The 13,400-nt window shown below is 72.6% G+C and carries 14 protein-coding genes and 1 riboswitch; of the genes, 8 read left to right on the top strand and 6 right to left on the bottom strand.

The features are described 5' to 3' along the window. Positions 1-154 precede the first annotated feature (154 nt). The 4 genes from ACPA54_RS13855 to ACPA54_RS13840 are packed head-to-tail and all read left to right on the top strand — an operon-like array spanning position 155 to position 2,090. Positions 155-826, top strand: coding sequence for an FMN-dependent NADH-azoreductase (locus tag ACPA54_RS13855; protein ID WP_423529423.1), 672 nt, complete (start codon positions 155-157; stop codon positions 824-826). Between the two features lies 1 nt (position 827). After that, a complete protein-coding gene (locus ACPA54_RS13850; protein WP_345674049.1) occupies positions 828-1,145 on the top strand; it encodes a DMT family transporter in 318 nt (105 codons plus the stop codon). 43 nt (positions 1,146-1,188) lie between these two features. Then, the gene (locus ACPA54_RS13845; RefSeq protein ID WP_423529858.1) at positions 1,189-1,671 is read left to right on the top strand and encodes a thioredoxin family protein; all 483 of its coding nucleotides are present in this window, start codon (positions 1,189-1,191) and stop codon (positions 1,669-1,671) included. After that, a complete protein-coding gene (locus tag ACPA54_RS13840; protein WP_423529421.1) occupies positions 1,668-2,090 on the top strand; it encodes a DUF4395 domain-containing protein in 423 nt (140 codons plus the stop codon). Before ACPA54_RS13845 ends, ACPA54_RS13840 begins: the two co-directional genes overlap by 4 nt. A gap of 4 nt (positions 2,091-2,094) precedes the next feature. Here the strand turns inward: ACPA54_RS13840 and ACPA54_RS13835 are convergent, their stop codons facing one another. Next, a complete protein-coding gene (locus tag ACPA54_RS13835) occupies positions 2,095-2,295 on the bottom strand; it encodes a hypothetical protein (protein WP_345674051.1) in 201 nt (66 codons plus the stop codon). 100 nt (positions 2,296-2,395) lie between these two features. Then, positions 2,396-2,507, top strand: a riboswitch (TPP riboswitch). Between ACPA54_RS13835 and thiC the strand changes: the two genes are divergently transcribed. Next, a complete protein-coding gene (thiC, locus tag ACPA54_RS13830) occupies positions 2,498-4,276 on the top strand; it encodes a phosphomethylpyrimidine synthase ThiC (protein WP_423529419.1) in 1,779 nt (592 codons plus the stop codon). It overlaps the preceding riboswitch by 10 nt. A 158-nt stretch (positions 4,277-4,434) precedes the next feature. On the opposite strand, the gene ACPA54_RS13825 is transcribed toward thiC, so the two are convergent. Beyond that, positions 4,435-5,751, bottom strand: a complete 1,317-nt coding sequence (locus ACPA54_RS13825; RefSeq protein WP_423529417.1) for a prealbumin-like fold domain-containing protein — start codon at positions 5,749-5,751, stop codon at positions 4,435-4,437. A gap of 394 nt (positions 5,752-6,145) precedes the next feature. On the opposite strand from ACPA54_RS13825, the gene ACPA54_RS13820 reads away from it, so the two are divergent. Next, positions 6,146-6,286, top strand: coding sequence for a hypothetical protein (locus tag ACPA54_RS13820; RefSeq protein WP_423529415.1), 141 nt, complete (start codon positions 6,146-6,148; stop codon positions 6,284-6,286). A gap of 83 nt (positions 6,287-6,369) precedes the next feature. On the opposite strand, the gene ACPA54_RS13815 is transcribed toward ACPA54_RS13820, so the two are convergent. The 3 genes from ACPA54_RS13815 to ACPA54_RS13805 form a co-directional block, all read right to left on the bottom strand. Beyond that, positions 6,370-6,999, bottom strand: coding sequence for a hypothetical protein (locus ACPA54_RS13815; RefSeq protein ID WP_423529413.1), 630 nt, complete (start codon positions 6,997-6,999; stop codon positions 6,370-6,372). A 253-nt stretch (positions 7,000-7,252) separates the two neighbouring features. Then, positions 7,253-8,176, bottom strand: a complete 924-nt coding sequence (locus ACPA54_RS13810; RefSeq protein ID WP_423529411.1) for a metallophosphoesterase family protein — start codon at positions 8,174-8,176, stop codon at positions 7,253-7,255. 327 nt (positions 8,177-8,503) lie between these two features. Then, positions 8,504-9,601 carry a LacI family DNA-binding transcriptional regulator gene (locus tag ACPA54_RS13805; protein ID WP_423529409.1) on the bottom strand — a complete coding sequence of 366 codons (1,098 nt, stop codon included), beginning with the start codon at positions 9,599-9,601 and terminating at the stop codon, positions 8,504-8,506. Positions 9,602-9,873: 272 nt separating this feature from the next. Between ACPA54_RS13805 and hisC the strand changes: the two genes are divergently transcribed. Then, complete coding sequence (gene hisC, locus ACPA54_RS13800; RefSeq protein WP_423529407.1) at positions 9,874-10,974, top strand: histidinol-phosphate transaminase; 1,101 nt, start codon at positions 9,874-9,876, stop codon at positions 10,972-10,974. A gap of 91 nt (positions 10,975-11,065) precedes the next feature. On the opposite strand, the gene ACPA54_RS13795 is transcribed toward hisC, so the two are convergent. Further along, positions 11,066-11,656, bottom strand: coding sequence for a hypothetical protein (locus ACPA54_RS13795; protein WP_423529405.1), 591 nt, complete (start codon positions 11,654-11,656; stop codon positions 11,066-11,068). 201 nt (positions 11,657-11,857) lie between these two features. On the opposite strand from ACPA54_RS13795, the gene ACPA54_RS13790 reads away from it, so the two are divergent. Then, a complete protein-coding gene (locus tag ACPA54_RS13790) occupies positions 11,858-13,363 on the top strand; it encodes an efflux RND transporter periplasmic adaptor subunit (RefSeq protein WP_423529403.1) in 1,506 nt (501 codons plus the stop codon). The last annotated feature ends 37 nt before the right edge of the window (positions 13,364-13,400 follow it).

Raw genomic sequence — 13,400 nt, 5'->3', positions numbered from 1 at the left:
GCTCGGGAATCGGGTTCACGCCGGCCACTCTACGGCACCTCCGCGAATAAGTGGACATGACGTCCGGTTGACCCGTAGGGTCGTCACCGAACAAGCGGACGACATGTCCGTTTGTTCGTCAGCCGATGCCTGCCCCGCGACCTGGGAGTACGCCATGCCCCGCCTCCTCCACCTGGACAGCAGCGCCCGTTCCGACGCGTTCTCGCGCCGCCTCGGCGCCGCCTTCGTGACGTCGTGGCAGGCGTCCGGCGGCGGCCCGGTCACCCACCGCGACCTGGCCGCCGACCCGCCCCCGCCGATCGGCGAAGCCTGGACGACGATCTGCGACACGCTGCTGCGCGAGGGCATCACCGACATCGCCCGCTACCCGGAGGCCGTGCGCACCGACGCCGAACGCGCCGCGTGGGCGATCGTCGCGCCGCTGCTCGACGAACTGGTCGCCGCGGACGTCGTGCTGATCGGCGCACCGATGTACAACTTCGGCGTGCCGGCCGCGCTCAAGGCATGGATCGACCAGGTGACCTTCCCCAAGATGGTGCTGGCCCCGCGCCGGTTCGTCGTGGTGACGGGGCGCGGCGGCGCGTACGGCCCGGGTATGCCGCGCGAGCCGTTCGACCACCACGGCCGCTACCTCGCCGACTTCTTCCGCGGCCACTACGCCGTCGACGACGCGGTGTTCGTGCACGCCGAGCTGACCAACGCGCTCGTCGACCCGGGCCTCGCGGAGCGGTTCCCGCAGCACAAGGAATCGTCCGTCGCCGCCTACGCACAGGCCGCCGACCTGGGCGCCGAGCTGGCCGGATTCGCCCTGCCGAGGGAGGACTGACATGCCGTGGATATGGCTGCTGCTGGCCGGCGTCGTCGAGGTCGCCTGGTCGCAGAGCATCAAACCGACCGAAGGCTTCACCAAGCTGCCGCAGACCGCGCTGTGCTTCGTCCTCATGGTCGGGGCGGTCTACCTGTTGTCCCGCGCCATGAAGGACCTGCCGACCGGGACGTCGTACGCCGTCTTCACCGGCATCGGCACGATCGGCGCCATCACGCTCGGCGTGGTCCTCCAGGGCGACAGACTCGACCTCGCGCGGATCACCGCACTGGCGCTCATCGTCGCCGGACTCACCGTGGCGCGGCTCACCTCCGCCTAGCGGGGGGGAATAGCGCAGGCATACGGGTGTGTTGTCCGCTGTCATGCTCACCGGACTCGCCGTCGTCGCCTGCGTGCTGGCCGCCGCCACCGCGGTCGGCCTGTGGCGCCGCCGGACCGACGGAAGGATGCGCCCCGTGGCCGACTCCGCCGCGGCGGCGCCCGCGCCCGCCCTCACCCCCGACGAGATCGGCACCGCGCTCGGCGACCGCGCCACGTTCGTGCAGTTCTCCACGGCGTTCTGCGCCCCGTGCCGGACCACGCGGGCGCTGCTCGGCCAGGTCGCGGGTGAACTCGACGGCGTTGTGCACGCCGAGATCGATGCCGAGCACCACCTGGATCTGGTGCGCCGCCTCGACGTGACCCGGACGCCGACCGTGCTCGTCCTCGACGCGCACGGCACCGTCGTCAAGCGCGCCACGGGCATCCCGCGCAGGCAGGACGCGCTGGCCGCGGTGGCGCTCGCCGCGGCGGGGGCGTCCGGGGCCGGGGCGTCGGGGACCGAAGCGTCGGGGGTTGGAGCATGACCAAGGGCCTCGACCCGCGTGGGCCGCGGTTCGCCGCCGCCGTGACCTCCGTCGTCCTCGCGGTCGTCGTGGTGACCGGGAGCGGATGGCTGCTGGCCGCGCAGGCGGCCGTGTTCGCCATTGGTGCGTTCGCGGGTCCGGGAGCCGCGCCGTACGGCATGTTCTACCGCCGCGTCGTCGCGCCCCGGCTGGCCCCGCCCGCCGAGCGCGAGGACCCGCGGCCGGTCCGGTTCGCGCAGTTCGTCGGACTGGCGTTCGCGGTCGTCGGCGCGGCGGCGTACCTGCTGGGCGCCCCGGTCGTCGGCATGGTCGCGGCCGCGGGCGCGCTGTTCGCGGCGTACCTCAACGCGGCGTTCGGGCTGTGCCTCGGCTGCGAGATGTACCTGCGCTACCGCCGCGTGGTCCCGGCCCGCGGCTGACCGGTCAGCCGAACGCGGACTGCACGTACACCGTCCGCGGCGCCTGGTACTCCACGACGGTCACCAACTGACCCACCTCGAACGTCTCGTCGGGTGTCACGGGATAGGCCAGGAACGCCTCGATGCCGCCCCGCACCCCGACCATGACCTCGCCCACCAGACCGGGGCCGATCCGCCCCGTCACCTTCCCGCGCAAGCCGACCATGCGGCAATTGTGGACTGCCGGAGTACGGCACGGCCGCCGGGATCCCCCTCGACCGGACGGGGCTGGCCGGAATGCCCGGTGTATGCCAGGGTGGTGGCCGACCGATACACGCGGGAGCTCGGGGCACCGGGCTGAGAGGGCGCTGACAGAGCCGCGCCGACCGCAGAACCTGACCGGGTAATGCCGGCGTAGGGAGATTTCGATGTCGACGCCCTCCAATGCGTCCACGCCTGCCCGCAACTCCGCCCCCGCCGGGGCCGGAACGGGCATCACCACCGGTGCGATCTCCGCGGCGCACCACAAGCAGTACCTCACCGGATCACGCGACGACCTGCGGGTTCCGGTGCGGACCGTGCACCTGACCGACGACTCGACGGTGCGCTTGTACGACACGTCCGGCCCGTACACCGACCCCGCCTACGAGGTCGACGTCCGCCGCGGCCTGCCGCCGATCCGCGACCCCTGGATCGACGAACGCGGCGACACCGAGCGCTACGACGGCCGCATCGCGGCCCTCGGCGTGCTCCCCGGCGCCACCGTCGTCCGCCCCCGCCGAGCCGCCGGTGGCACGGCGGTGACCCAACTCGCCTACGCACGCCGCGGCGTGGTCACCCCGGAGATGGAGTTCGCGGCGATCCGCGAAGGCCTGTCCCCGGAAACCGTGCGCGAAGCCCTCGCGGCGGGGCGCGCGGTGCTGCCCGCGAACATCAACCACCCGGAGATCGAGCCGATGCTCATCGGCAAGGACTTCCTGGTGAAGGTCAACGCCAACATCGGCAACTCGGCGGTGACTTCCTCGATTGAGGAGGAGACCGACAAGCTGGTGTGGGCGATCCGCTGGGGTGCCGACACGGTGATGGATCTGTCGACCGGCGACGACATCCACACCACGCGCGAGTGGATCGTACGCAACTCGCCCGTCCCGATCGGCACGGTGCCGCTGTACCAGGCGCTGGAGAAGGTGAACGGCAAGCCCGAGGCCCTGACGTGGGAGTTGTACCGGGACACCGTGATCGAACAGGCCGAGCAGGGCGTCGACTACATGACGGTGCACGCGGGCGTGCTGCTGCGATACGTGCCGCTGACCGCGCGCCGCAAGACCGGCATCGTGTCGCGCGGCGGATCGATCATGGCGGCGTGGTGCCTGGCGCACCACGAGGAGAACTTCCTCTACACGAACTTCCGCGAACTCACCGAGATCCTGCGGGCGTACGACATCACCTACTCGCTCGGCGACGGCCTCCGCCCGGGCAGCACCTACGACGCCAACGACGAGGCGCAGTTCGCCGAGCTCACCACGCTCGGCGAACTCGGGCGCATCGCCCGCGAGATGGACGTCCAGGTGATGATTGAGGGCCCCGGCCACGTGCCGATGCACAAGATCAAGGAGAACATCGACCTCCAGCAGGAGATCTGCGACGAGGCGCCGTTCTACACTCTCGGCCCGCTCACCACCGACATCGCGCCGGGCTACGACCACATCACCTCGGCGATCGGCGCCGCGATGATCGGCATGTGGGGCACGGCGATGCTCTGCTACGTGACTCCCAAGGAGCACCTGGGACTTCCGGACCGCGACGACGTCAAAGCGGGCGTGATCGCGTACAAGATCGCCGCCCACGCCGCGGATTTGGCCAAGGGCCACCCCACCGCCCACGAATGGGACGACGCCCTGTCCGACGCCCGTTTCGAGTTCCGCTGGCAAGACCAGTTCGACCTGGCCCTCGACCCGGATACCGCCCGCGCCTTCCACGACGAAACGCTCCCGGCGGCCCCGGCGAAGACCGCGCATTTCTGTTCGATGTGCGGTCCGAAGTTCTGTTCGATGAAGATCAGCAGAACCATCACGGAGACCTATGGGCCCCTTGGCGCTGCCTCTGATGCCCTGACCAGCGGTGATGCCGTGGAGGACGGGATGCGGGCCAAGTCGGAGGAGTTCGCCCAATCGGGCCACCGGGTGTATCTGCCTGTGCGGGATTGACCCGCCGGCTCGGCTGTCTCCCCTTCGTGTGACGGCCGGGTGGGAGTCGGGTCGACGGCCGGCGACAGGATCGACACCGTGCAGGAGTTCGCGGAGCGCGAAGGCGAGCGGTGCTTTGGCTCGGCCTCGCGCTCCGCGAGTGGATGTGTGCGTCGTGGTCAGCTGTCGCAGCCGCCGCGCTCGGAAGGTCCGGGCTTGTCCCAGTCGTCGGGGTGACCGTGGCAGGGCGGCTTCGGCCAGGTCGGCTCCGCAGGGTCCTCGGCGGTGGCGCTGACGCCGGTGGCGGCGTTGGCGGCGGTCAGGACGAGCGGGCCGAACACGCGGTCGTCGGGGAGGAGGTAGCCGGCCGGGGCGCCGGTCTCTTCCCAGTAGTACGTGCCGGCGGGGACGTTGCGGGTGCAGGTTCCGTCGGTGCCGGTGACGCACGGCTCGCCGATGCTGGTGTCGGCGTTGCTGCCGGTGGTCTGGAGCCCGGGGGTGCCGTTGGTCTCCTGCCAGAGCTGGAAGGTGGCGCCGGCGAGCGGGGCTTGGGTCTCGGCGTCCCGTTTGAGGACGGTCACGTTGCCGGTGACGACGGCGCAGGGCTCCCAGGTGAGGGTGGCCTCCCCGTTGCCCTGACGGGCTCCGGTGGTGAACACGGCGTTCGCGGGGCCGCTGCTGGAGCCTCCGCCGCCGCCCGCGCCGCTGTTGGAGGAGGTGGGGGACGCGGCCCCGCCGCCGCCCCCGGTGGCTCCCGCACCTCCGCCGCCACCCGCGCCGCCGTGGGGGTCGAGGATGCTGTTTCCGCCCGCGCCTCCGACCGGTCCGACGGCCGGGCTGCCGTTCTCGCCGTTGGGGTCGGTGTGGGGCGCGTTGACGCCGCCCTGACCGCCCTCGCCGCCAGGCCTGCCGGGCTTGCCCTCGTCGTCCCCCGGGAGCCCCTGGCCCGGCTCGCCCACCTCGCCGGCGTTCCCGCCGCCGATGGCGGTGGCGAAGAACGACGCGCCGCCCCCTCCGCCGCCACCCGCCACGACGAGGGCTGTCGTACCGGTGCCGACGGTGGTCCGGCCTCCGCCGCCACCCGCGGCGATACCGGAAATCTGCCCGTTTGCGATGTAGGCGCCGCCTCGGCCACCCCCGTTGTAGCCGCCCTGGGTGCGTGCCGGGTCGCCGTCCTCTCCGGAGTGCCCGGCGCCGCCCACGTTCACCGTGAGGACTTGTCCCGGCGTCACGCCGAACGTCGCCGATACTTCCGCTCCCCGGCCGCCGGATACGCCGTACTGGCCGATCCCTCCGGCGGCCCCGAACGCGTCTACGGTCACCTCGCACACGTCGGCGGGGACGGTGAACTGTTCGGGTGCCCCGGTGAAGGTGAAGGTCTGCGAAGCCTGCCGCGGAGAGGGGGCCGTGGCTGCCAAGGCCGCGGTGGGGAACACGGCCGACGTGGACAGTCCGGCGGCCAGCACTGCGCCTGCGAACGAAAGGTAAGGTCTCATAAGGGAAGGCTCAGTTACGCAGGCAAGCAACGCTCAGTGGAGATCGGCCAAGCGGCCGAATAACGCGCCCGTACGGGTAAAGCCCGCACGCGGAATGCCCAACCATCAGGTCGGACTTTGTTGCGCTACCAGGTCCTGTCTTCGAAGTTGGTAGCTGCCGGAGCAGGGTTGCCGCGAGGGTGACAGCTGCTTCGTAGGAGGCCGCGGCCTTGTCGGAACGGCTGGCGATGGCGCGTTAGTACTTGAGACCGTTGAAGCACCGTTCGGCGACCGGGATCCCCCGCAGCGAGCGAACGACTTTGCCTCGTGCCGACATTCGATTCCTTCAGCCCTTGGGCGAGGTCGAGACGACGGCAACGTGGCATGTGTTTCTTCTGTCGGGATCCTCTGTTCGATGCGCATTTCTTCGGACATCCGTGCGTACGCCGCGGCGCGCGGCGTCGACGAGGATTCCGCACGCGCCGACGGCATGCGCGAGAAGTCCGCGGAATTCGCCGCGCAAGGCGGCACGGTGTATCTGCCGCTCGCCGACTGAGCGACTGAGCGGCTGAGCGACCGAACGGCTTTCGGTGACCCTGGCCCGGGCGTTCCCCCGTCGGGACGTCCGGGCCCGGGCGGTCAGCCGACCACGCCGTCGCGGCCGAGGGCCGCGGCGGCGAGGCGGGTGGTCATGAACGGCAGGATGCCGCGGTGCAGCAGGGCGCGGTGCCAGGCGTCGCGGGCCCGGCGGACGTCCTGGTCGGGGGCCGGGGTGCGCTGGTTGCGGCCCGCGGAGAAGAGCATGGCGAAGCCCGCGACGACGGCGGTGGTGAGGGCGATGGCCAGGGAGGCGAAGCCGACCAGGCGGAGCGGGGCGACGCCGTCGTCGTGGCGGGTGGTCAGGGCGATGGCGTAGTAGGCGCCGAGGAAGACCGTGGCGGAGATCGTCGCGACGATGATGGTCACCCAGGACGTCAGGGCGAACGCGCCGACGCCTTCCGCGGGTTCGGCGGTGTCCGCGGCGTCGAGCGCGGCCGGCTCGGCGCGGTCCTCGGCGTCGGTCAGGCGCAGGTACTCGGCTGCGGCCGCCCCGGTGATCGATTCGGCGTGCGCCCAGGTCGCCGTGCGGAGTTGCTCGGCATTGATATCCGGCGTGTCGGCGAGAGCCTTCGCGATTTCCTCGACGTGCAGGGCCTCGTCGACGAACTGTTCGAAAAGTCTCCGGTGTTCCTCACGTCGGAAGGGGTGTGGGTGCTGGTCGTTGTGCATCGGATCCCCCGAGGTCGACCGCCGCGCGGGTGCGCCCGCGTCCGCCCCAAACCCGCCGGGCCGCAAAGGTGGCGACGATTCCCGTCGCTCGCCGCCTCGCGGCCGGGCGGCGGCGGAGCGGATATCACCGATGGTAGAGCGCAGCCGGGGGATTTCGGACAGGGATTTCCCTCTGGTGCGGGGCATTCCGTCCGCCGTGGAATGCGCGGCGGTACGTGGGGAAACGCGAGTGAAACCGCGGTGGGGGAGGGACTCAGCGGTACTCGGGGTCCTCGTCGATGTCGTAGACCATGCCGAGAGTTTCGTCGTCCGACCCGGACACCGGCGGCTCGACCGGCTCGCGCAGCGGCAGCCGCGCGACCAGGCACGGACCGCCCAGGTAGATGCCGCCGTCCAGGTTGATGACCTGGCCGTCCGCGTACACCCGCGGGCCGTCGATCAGCGCCGGGTCCTCGCCGGTCTGGTACGGGATCGGCGTGTGCCCGTGCACGATCTGCCGTCCGCCCAGCTCGCCCATCAGGTCCGCGGCCGCCAGCGCGCCCGTCTCGCCCATGAAGGCGCCGCGCCGGGTGAGGTTGCGGAACAGGTCCCAGCACGGCAGCGGCTCGGGGTCGCCGAGCAGGTCGCGGATCTCGCCGTCGATGTCCTCGATGGTGCTGCCGTACTCCAGGTACGCGTTGCTGTCCGAGTGCACCAGCAGGTACTGGTCGACGACCGCGGCGACCGGCTGGCGGGCCAGCCACAGGGCCTGCGCGTCGGTGAACCGGTCCAGGTCCCACTGCAGGCCGCCGTTGCGCAGCCAGATCTCCCGGAACGTCGTCGAGCCGCCCGCCACCGGCACCGGGTGGTCGCCGAAGAAGTAGACGCCGAGCAGCAGGATCTCGTGGTTGCCCAGCAGCATTCGCGAACTGCCGCCGGCCTCGGCGGCCTCCTCGGACAGCTGCATGGCCAGTTCGACCACGCCGATGCCGTCCGGGCCCCGGTCGGTGAAGTCGCCGAGGAACCACAGGCGCGCGGCGCCGCCGGCCCAGTGGCCGTCCTCGTCGATCAGACCTTGTTCCAGGAGTGCCTCGCGCAGCGGCTCGAGGTGGCCGTGCACGTCGCCCACCACGTACAGCGGCGCGTCCTCGACGCCGACCGCGCCCGAGGTGTCGGGCGCTCCCGAGGCGATGCTCACGAGACGATTCCTTTCTTCCGCCCCCACGCCACACGGCACGCCATGAGGGTGCTGCCTGTCATGAAGCATGACGCACTGGCCGGCTTCCCGGCTGCGGTGGCGGGGCCCGAACATCTGTCGGAACCGCCGCCGGCCGCGGAGGCCGTGCGGTGACCGTATCCTGCGCGGGCTGATCCGGGAACGGTACGGCCCGGACGCGTCGCGCGTCCCGCGCATTCCGGGCGCTCCCGGGGCCTGTTCGCGGCGTCCGGACACGCCGGTGCTCGACCGATCGGAGCAGCCCCGCGGGGGCGGTCCGTCCGCCGGGCGGCGGCGGACGGGCCGCCGCTACCCGCCGGGCACGGCCTGGATGCCCTGCGCGGCCCGGGCGGCCGCGGTACGCATGCTGGAATCGCGGACGGACAGACGGATCGGCACCGTGCGCTGCGCGGGGATGCGCGGGCCCGGCCCCTGGGCGTCGTCCTCGATCACCCCGACGAGCAGCTCCACCGCGCTGCTGCCCGCCACTCGCGGCTGGAGGCTCAGCGTGGTGAGCGCCGGGTCGCCCGACGTGGCCGCGGCGTCCTCGCCGCAGCCGGCCACCAGCACGTCCTCCGGAACGCGCAGCCCGCGGGTGCGGGCGGCGGCGAGGAGTTCGGCGCCGCAGCCTTCCTGGATGCCGTAGACCGCGTCGGGGCGTTCCCCGGCGGGCCGGTCGAAGAGCCGTCCGGCGGCTTCGCCGGCGGCGCCCGGGCGGCCGAGCACGTAGGTCTCGATGAGCGGCTCCCGGCCGTGCTCCGCGCACCAGGCCTGGTACGCCGCCACGCTCCGGCGCGCGTACGTCCCTTCGCCGGCCGCGAGCACCGCGATGCGCTGCGCGCCCGCGTCGGCGAAGTGCCCGAGGACGGTGCCCATCGCCAGCGCGTGGTCGATGTCCACCCACCCGTGCACCGTGCTGTCGCCGGGGTGGCCGCCGGTCACCACCGGGACGCCGCGGCGCAGCAGCTCGCGCACCATCGGATCGTCCTCGGCGGGGTCGACGACGATCGTGCCGTCGAGTGCGACGTTGCTCCACACGTCGTGGCGCGACGAGGTCGGCAGCACGACGAGCGCATAGCCGCGGTCCAGTGCGGCGCCGGTCGCGGCGCGCACCAGCTCGGTGAACCAGCCGTACTCGGTGAGCGCGAACGGTTCTGCGGCGTGGTTGGTGGTGGTCAGCCCGATCAGGCCGGACCGCCCGGTGCGCAGGGTGCGCGCGGCGGCCGACGGGCGGTAACCCAGCCGGTCGGCGACCTCGCGCACGTGCACGCGGGTCGAATCCGGAAGTCTGCCTTTGCCGTTCAGGGCATCGGAGACGGTCGTGATCGACACCCCGGCCGCGGCGGCCACATCGCGGATACCGACGCGCGCGGGGCGGCGCGCGGGCACTCCCTGGTCAACAGTCATCGCGACCGACATTAGGGCCGTTCGGGGGGCCAGGTGCCCGCCATGGGCTTCCTTTTGCGAAGAAACGGTTTTCCGCATACCTGGTCCTGAAGGTGCGTATTCCTTCGGCATTCCGCCGGGGGCGGCACCGGCCCGCGCCTCCGTCGCCCAGGGAACGCACCGGGCCGTCTCCAGGTTGCATTCGGCAGGCTCGTAAGGTGAGCGAAGGGCGCACGACGAGGTGCGCGCCAGCTCGTGCAAACCCGCATCCCGCGGGCGACTGGAGGACGACGGTGACCCACGACCACGCCGGAACCACCGGGCCCAGGCTGCGCGGCGTCCTGGACACGCTGCCCGCCTACACGCCGGGCCGCCCGGCCGCGGCGGGGGCGGACGCGCCGTCGTACAAGCTGTCCTCGAACGAGAACCCCTACCCGCCGCTGCCGGGCGTGCTGGCCACCGCCACCGCCGCGGCCGGGGAGATGAACCGCTACCCGGACCTGACCGCGGCCGCGCTGACCGCCGAACTCGCCGACCGGCTCGGTGTGCCGCAGTCCCACCTGGCGACCGGCACCGGCTCGGTCGGCGTCGCGCAGTCGCTGCTGCACGCCACGGCGGGCCCGGGCGACGAGGTGATCTTCGCGTGGCGGTCGTTCGAGGCGTACCCGATCATCACGCAGATCGCCGGCGCGACCGCGGTGACCATCCCGCTGCTGCCCGACGAGAGCCACGACCTGGACGCGATGGCCGACGCGGTGACCGACCGGACCCGGCTCATCTTCGTCTGCAACCCCAACAACCCCACCGGCAACGCCATTCGCCGTGCCGAGCTGGAACGGTTCCTGGACCGCGTCCCGACCTCGGTGCTGGTCGTGCTGGACGAGGCCTACAAGGAGTTCGTGCGCGACCCGGAGATCCCGGACGGCATCGAGATCTACCGCGACCGCCCGAACGTGGCCGTGCTGCGCACCTTCTCCAAGGCCTACGGCCTGGCCGGCCTGCGGGTCGGCTTCGCGGTGGCGCACGACCCGGTCGCCATGGCGCTGCGCAAGGTCGCGGTGCCGTTCGGCGTGAGCCACATCGCCCAGGAAGCCGCGATCGCGTCGCTGCGCTCGGAGGACGCGCTCCTGGAACGCGTCGAGAACCTGGTCGCCGAGCGCACCCGCGTCTTCGACGCGCTGGTCGCACAGGGCTGGACGGTGCCGGAGACCCAGGCCAACTTCGTGTGGCTGCGCCTCGGCGACCGCACGCAGGCGTTCGCCGCAGCGTGTGCCGAGGCGGGCGTCGTGGTCCGGCCCTACGGCGACGAGGGCGCGCGGATCACGATCGGCGAGAAGGAAGCGAACGACCTGTTCCTGGAGGTGGCCGGGCGGCTGGTGGGCGGCGCGGCCTGACGCCGGCCACCCGATCATCCGACGGCTCGACCGCGCGGCGCCTCCCTCCGGAGCGCCGCGCGGCCGCATTTTCCGCGGTGGGCCGACGCCCTTACGGCGTGCCGGTGGCGGCCGGCGTCGGCGCGAGTGCCGCGCACGCCTTCAGCGCGTCCGCGACGCCCGCTGCCGAGCGGTCCAGCGCGGCGATCCCGCCCTGGGGGATCGTCACCTGGTGGTCCTTGAGGCAACTCGTGTACACCCGCTCGCCGTTGCCCGCGCCGCCCCCGTTGCCGCCGCCGTTGCCGTTTCCGAAGCCGCCTTCGCCGGTGCGCTGCGGCCGGACCGACGCGCACGCCTGCATGGCCTTCTGCCACGCCGGGTCGGTGCTCCGGCTCTCGGGGAACCCGGAGGGCCGACCCGACGGGCGGTCCGTGGCGCGGTCGGTCGGACGGTCGGTCGGGCGTGCCGTGGGCCGCCCGCTCGGGCGGTCCGAACCGCGGCCGCCGGGGCGTTCGGCGGGCTGGGTGACGCCGTTGGCGCGCAGGCAGTCCGTGTAGGCGGAGTTCCCGGGCCCACCGGACGCGCTGCCGCTCGGCGCCGCCGCGGACGCCGGCTTGGCGCCGCCTCCGCCTCCGCAGCCGGTCAGCAGCAGCGCCGCGGTCAGGGCCGCCGCGGCCGCCGCCCCCGTACGGTTCGCGTTCACGCTCGTTCCTCCCGATCGGTCCGCGTACGACGTAACCGCGCGGAGGTGTCCGCACCCCGGGAGAATGCTGGGAGTTCCCGGGCAACCACCGTCGGATACGCCGGGAAAGGCCGGTAAGTCAGGATTTGTCGGCAGGCTCTCCCAGCGTTCTCCCAGCCCGCCCCCAGCCTTGCGCCACCCCGGCGGCCAAGGCTGGCCCGCATGACGCGAGTGCGACGACGACGCGGCCCGATTCTGCTCAACGCGGCATTGGCGGTCGCCCTGGTGACCGGTGCCGGGTTCGGCTATGCGGCGGTCAATGACGACGGCAAGTCATCCGGCACCCCGCGGGTCCGCACGGCCGCGGTGGCGCGCGGGACGGTGCTGGCGTCGGTGTCCGCGTCCGGCACGCTCGTTTCGCCGTCCGACACCGGCGTCTCGTTCGGTGCGTCCGGCAAGGTCACGGCGGTGAACGTCAAGGTCGGCGACCAGGTCAAGGCCGGGCAGGTGCTGGCCCAGATGGACACCGCGCAGGCCGACGAGGACCTGGCCGCGGCGCAGTCCGGTGTCGACGTCGCGCAGACCAACCTGGACAAGGCGGAGAAGGGCACCGCGGTGCAGTCCTCCGGCGGCCAAGGCAGTGGTGGCGGCAGCAGCGGCGGCAGTGGTGGCGGCGGCAACAGCCAGCAGGCCGACGTGCGGCCCGCCGCGGCCGGCGCCGACCGGACGGCGACGGAGCCCGCGGCCGGATCGTCCGCGACGCCGCGCCCGGAGACGTCCGGCAGCGGCAAGCAGACCCCCGCGCCGACGGTGACGGTGACGATCACGAAGACCGTCGCGGCGTCGCCGACGCCGAGCCCGTCCACCACCGTCGACGCCGCGCAGGTGGCGCAGGCGCAGAACGCGCTGGTGCAGGCGCAGAACAAGCTTGCCCAGGCGCAGCGCGCCCTCGACGCCACGGTGCTGAAGGCGCCGAACGACGGTGTGGTGGCGTCCGTCGCGGGCAAGGTCGGCGACACGGTCGGCACGTCCGGCGGCTCCGGGTCGGGCTCGACCGGCAGCGGCAGCGGGAGCGGCGGCAGCGGCAACTCCGGGAGCTCGTCGAGCAGCGGCACGCCCAGCGGGTTCGTGGTGTTGACCAACCCGGGCGGCATGCAGGCCGCCGCGTCGTTCTCCGAGGCGGACGCGGGCAAGATCAAGGCCGGGCAGGCCGCCGTCGTCACCCTCAACGTGGACAGCACGGTCAAGCGCAACGCGAAGGTCGTCAGCATCAACCCGCTGCCGGACAGCGGCGGTTCGTCGGGCTCGGTGAAGTACTCCGCGCGGGTCGCGCTGGACGGCGACCTGAGCACGCTGCGCACCGGTCAGACGGCGAGCATCCAGGTGGTCATCCAGGAAGCCGACAACGCGCTGTACGTGCCGTCCGGCGCGGTCACCGGCACCGGCACCACGGGCACCGTCCAGGTCGACGTGGCCGGGAGCACCGAGCGCCGCCAGGTCGAACTCGGCGTCAAGGGCGACCAGACCACGCAGATCCTCACCGGGCTCAAGGAGGGCGACCTGGTCGTGATCGGGATCCAGGGCACCACGGGCACCGGTACCGGTTCGACCGGTCAGACGGGCACCGGCACGACCCGCGGCGGCCTCGGCGGCGGAGGTGGCGGCGGTGGCAGCCTCGGCATTCCCGGCGGTGGCGGCGGGGCCGGCTTCGGCGGCGGTGGCCGGTGACGGGGCGTTCCCGCCGCGGCCGGCCGCGCGACGCGGG

The sequence above is a fragment of the Uniformispora flossi genome, from assembly GCF_049534875.1.
Classification (GTDB): domain Bacteria; phylum Actinomycetota; class Actinomycetes; order Streptomycetales; family Streptomycetaceae; genus Yinghuangia; species Yinghuangia aomiensis.
This window is presented reverse-complemented; position numbering and strand designations above follow the sequence as displayed.

Bases quoted from the DNA above. Each gene is read 5' to 3' on its own strand.
- ACPA54_RS13855 (WP_423529423.1), top strand. From the start codon at position 155: ATGCCCCGCCTCCTCCACCTGGACAGCAGCGCCCGTTCCGACGCGTTC.
- ACPA54_RS13850 (WP_345674049.1), top strand. From the start codon at position 828: ATGCCGTGGATATGGCTGCTGCTGGCCGGCGTCGTCGAGGTCGCCTGG.
- ACPA54_RS13845 (WP_423529858.1), top strand. From the start codon at position 1,189: ATGCTCACCGGACTCGCCGTCGTCGCCTGCGTGCTGGCCGCCGCCACC.
- ACPA54_RS13840 (WP_423529421.1), top strand. From the start codon at position 1,668: ATGACCAAGGGCCTCGACCCGCGTGGGCCGCGGTTCGCCGCCGCCGTG.
- ACPA54_RS13835 (WP_345674051.1), bottom strand. From the start codon at position 2,295: ATGGTCGGCTTGCGCGGGAAGGTGACGGGGCGGATCGGCCCCGGTCTG.
- thiC (WP_423529419.1), top strand. From the start codon at position 2,498: ATGTCGACGCCCTCCAATGCGTCCACGCCTGCCCGCAACTCCGCCCCC.
- ACPA54_RS13825 (WP_423529417.1), bottom strand. From the start codon at position 5,751: ATGAGACCTTACCTTTCGTTCGCAGGCGCAGTGCTGGCCGCCGGACTG.
- ACPA54_RS13820 (WP_423529415.1), top strand. From the start codon at position 6,146: ATGCGCATTTCTTCGGACATCCGTGCGTACGCCGCGGCGCGCGGCGTC.
- ACPA54_RS13815 (WP_423529413.1), bottom strand. From the start codon at position 6,999: ATGCACAACGACCAGCACCCACACCCCTTCCGACGTGAGGAACACCGG.
- ACPA54_RS13805 (WP_423529409.1), bottom strand. From the start codon at position 9,601: ATGACTGTTGACCAGGGAGTGCCCGCGCGCCGCCCCGCGCGCGTCGGT.
- ACPA54_RS13790 (WP_423529403.1), top strand. From the start codon at position 11,858: ATGACGCGAGTGCGACGACGACGCGGCCCGATTCTGCTCAACGCGGCA.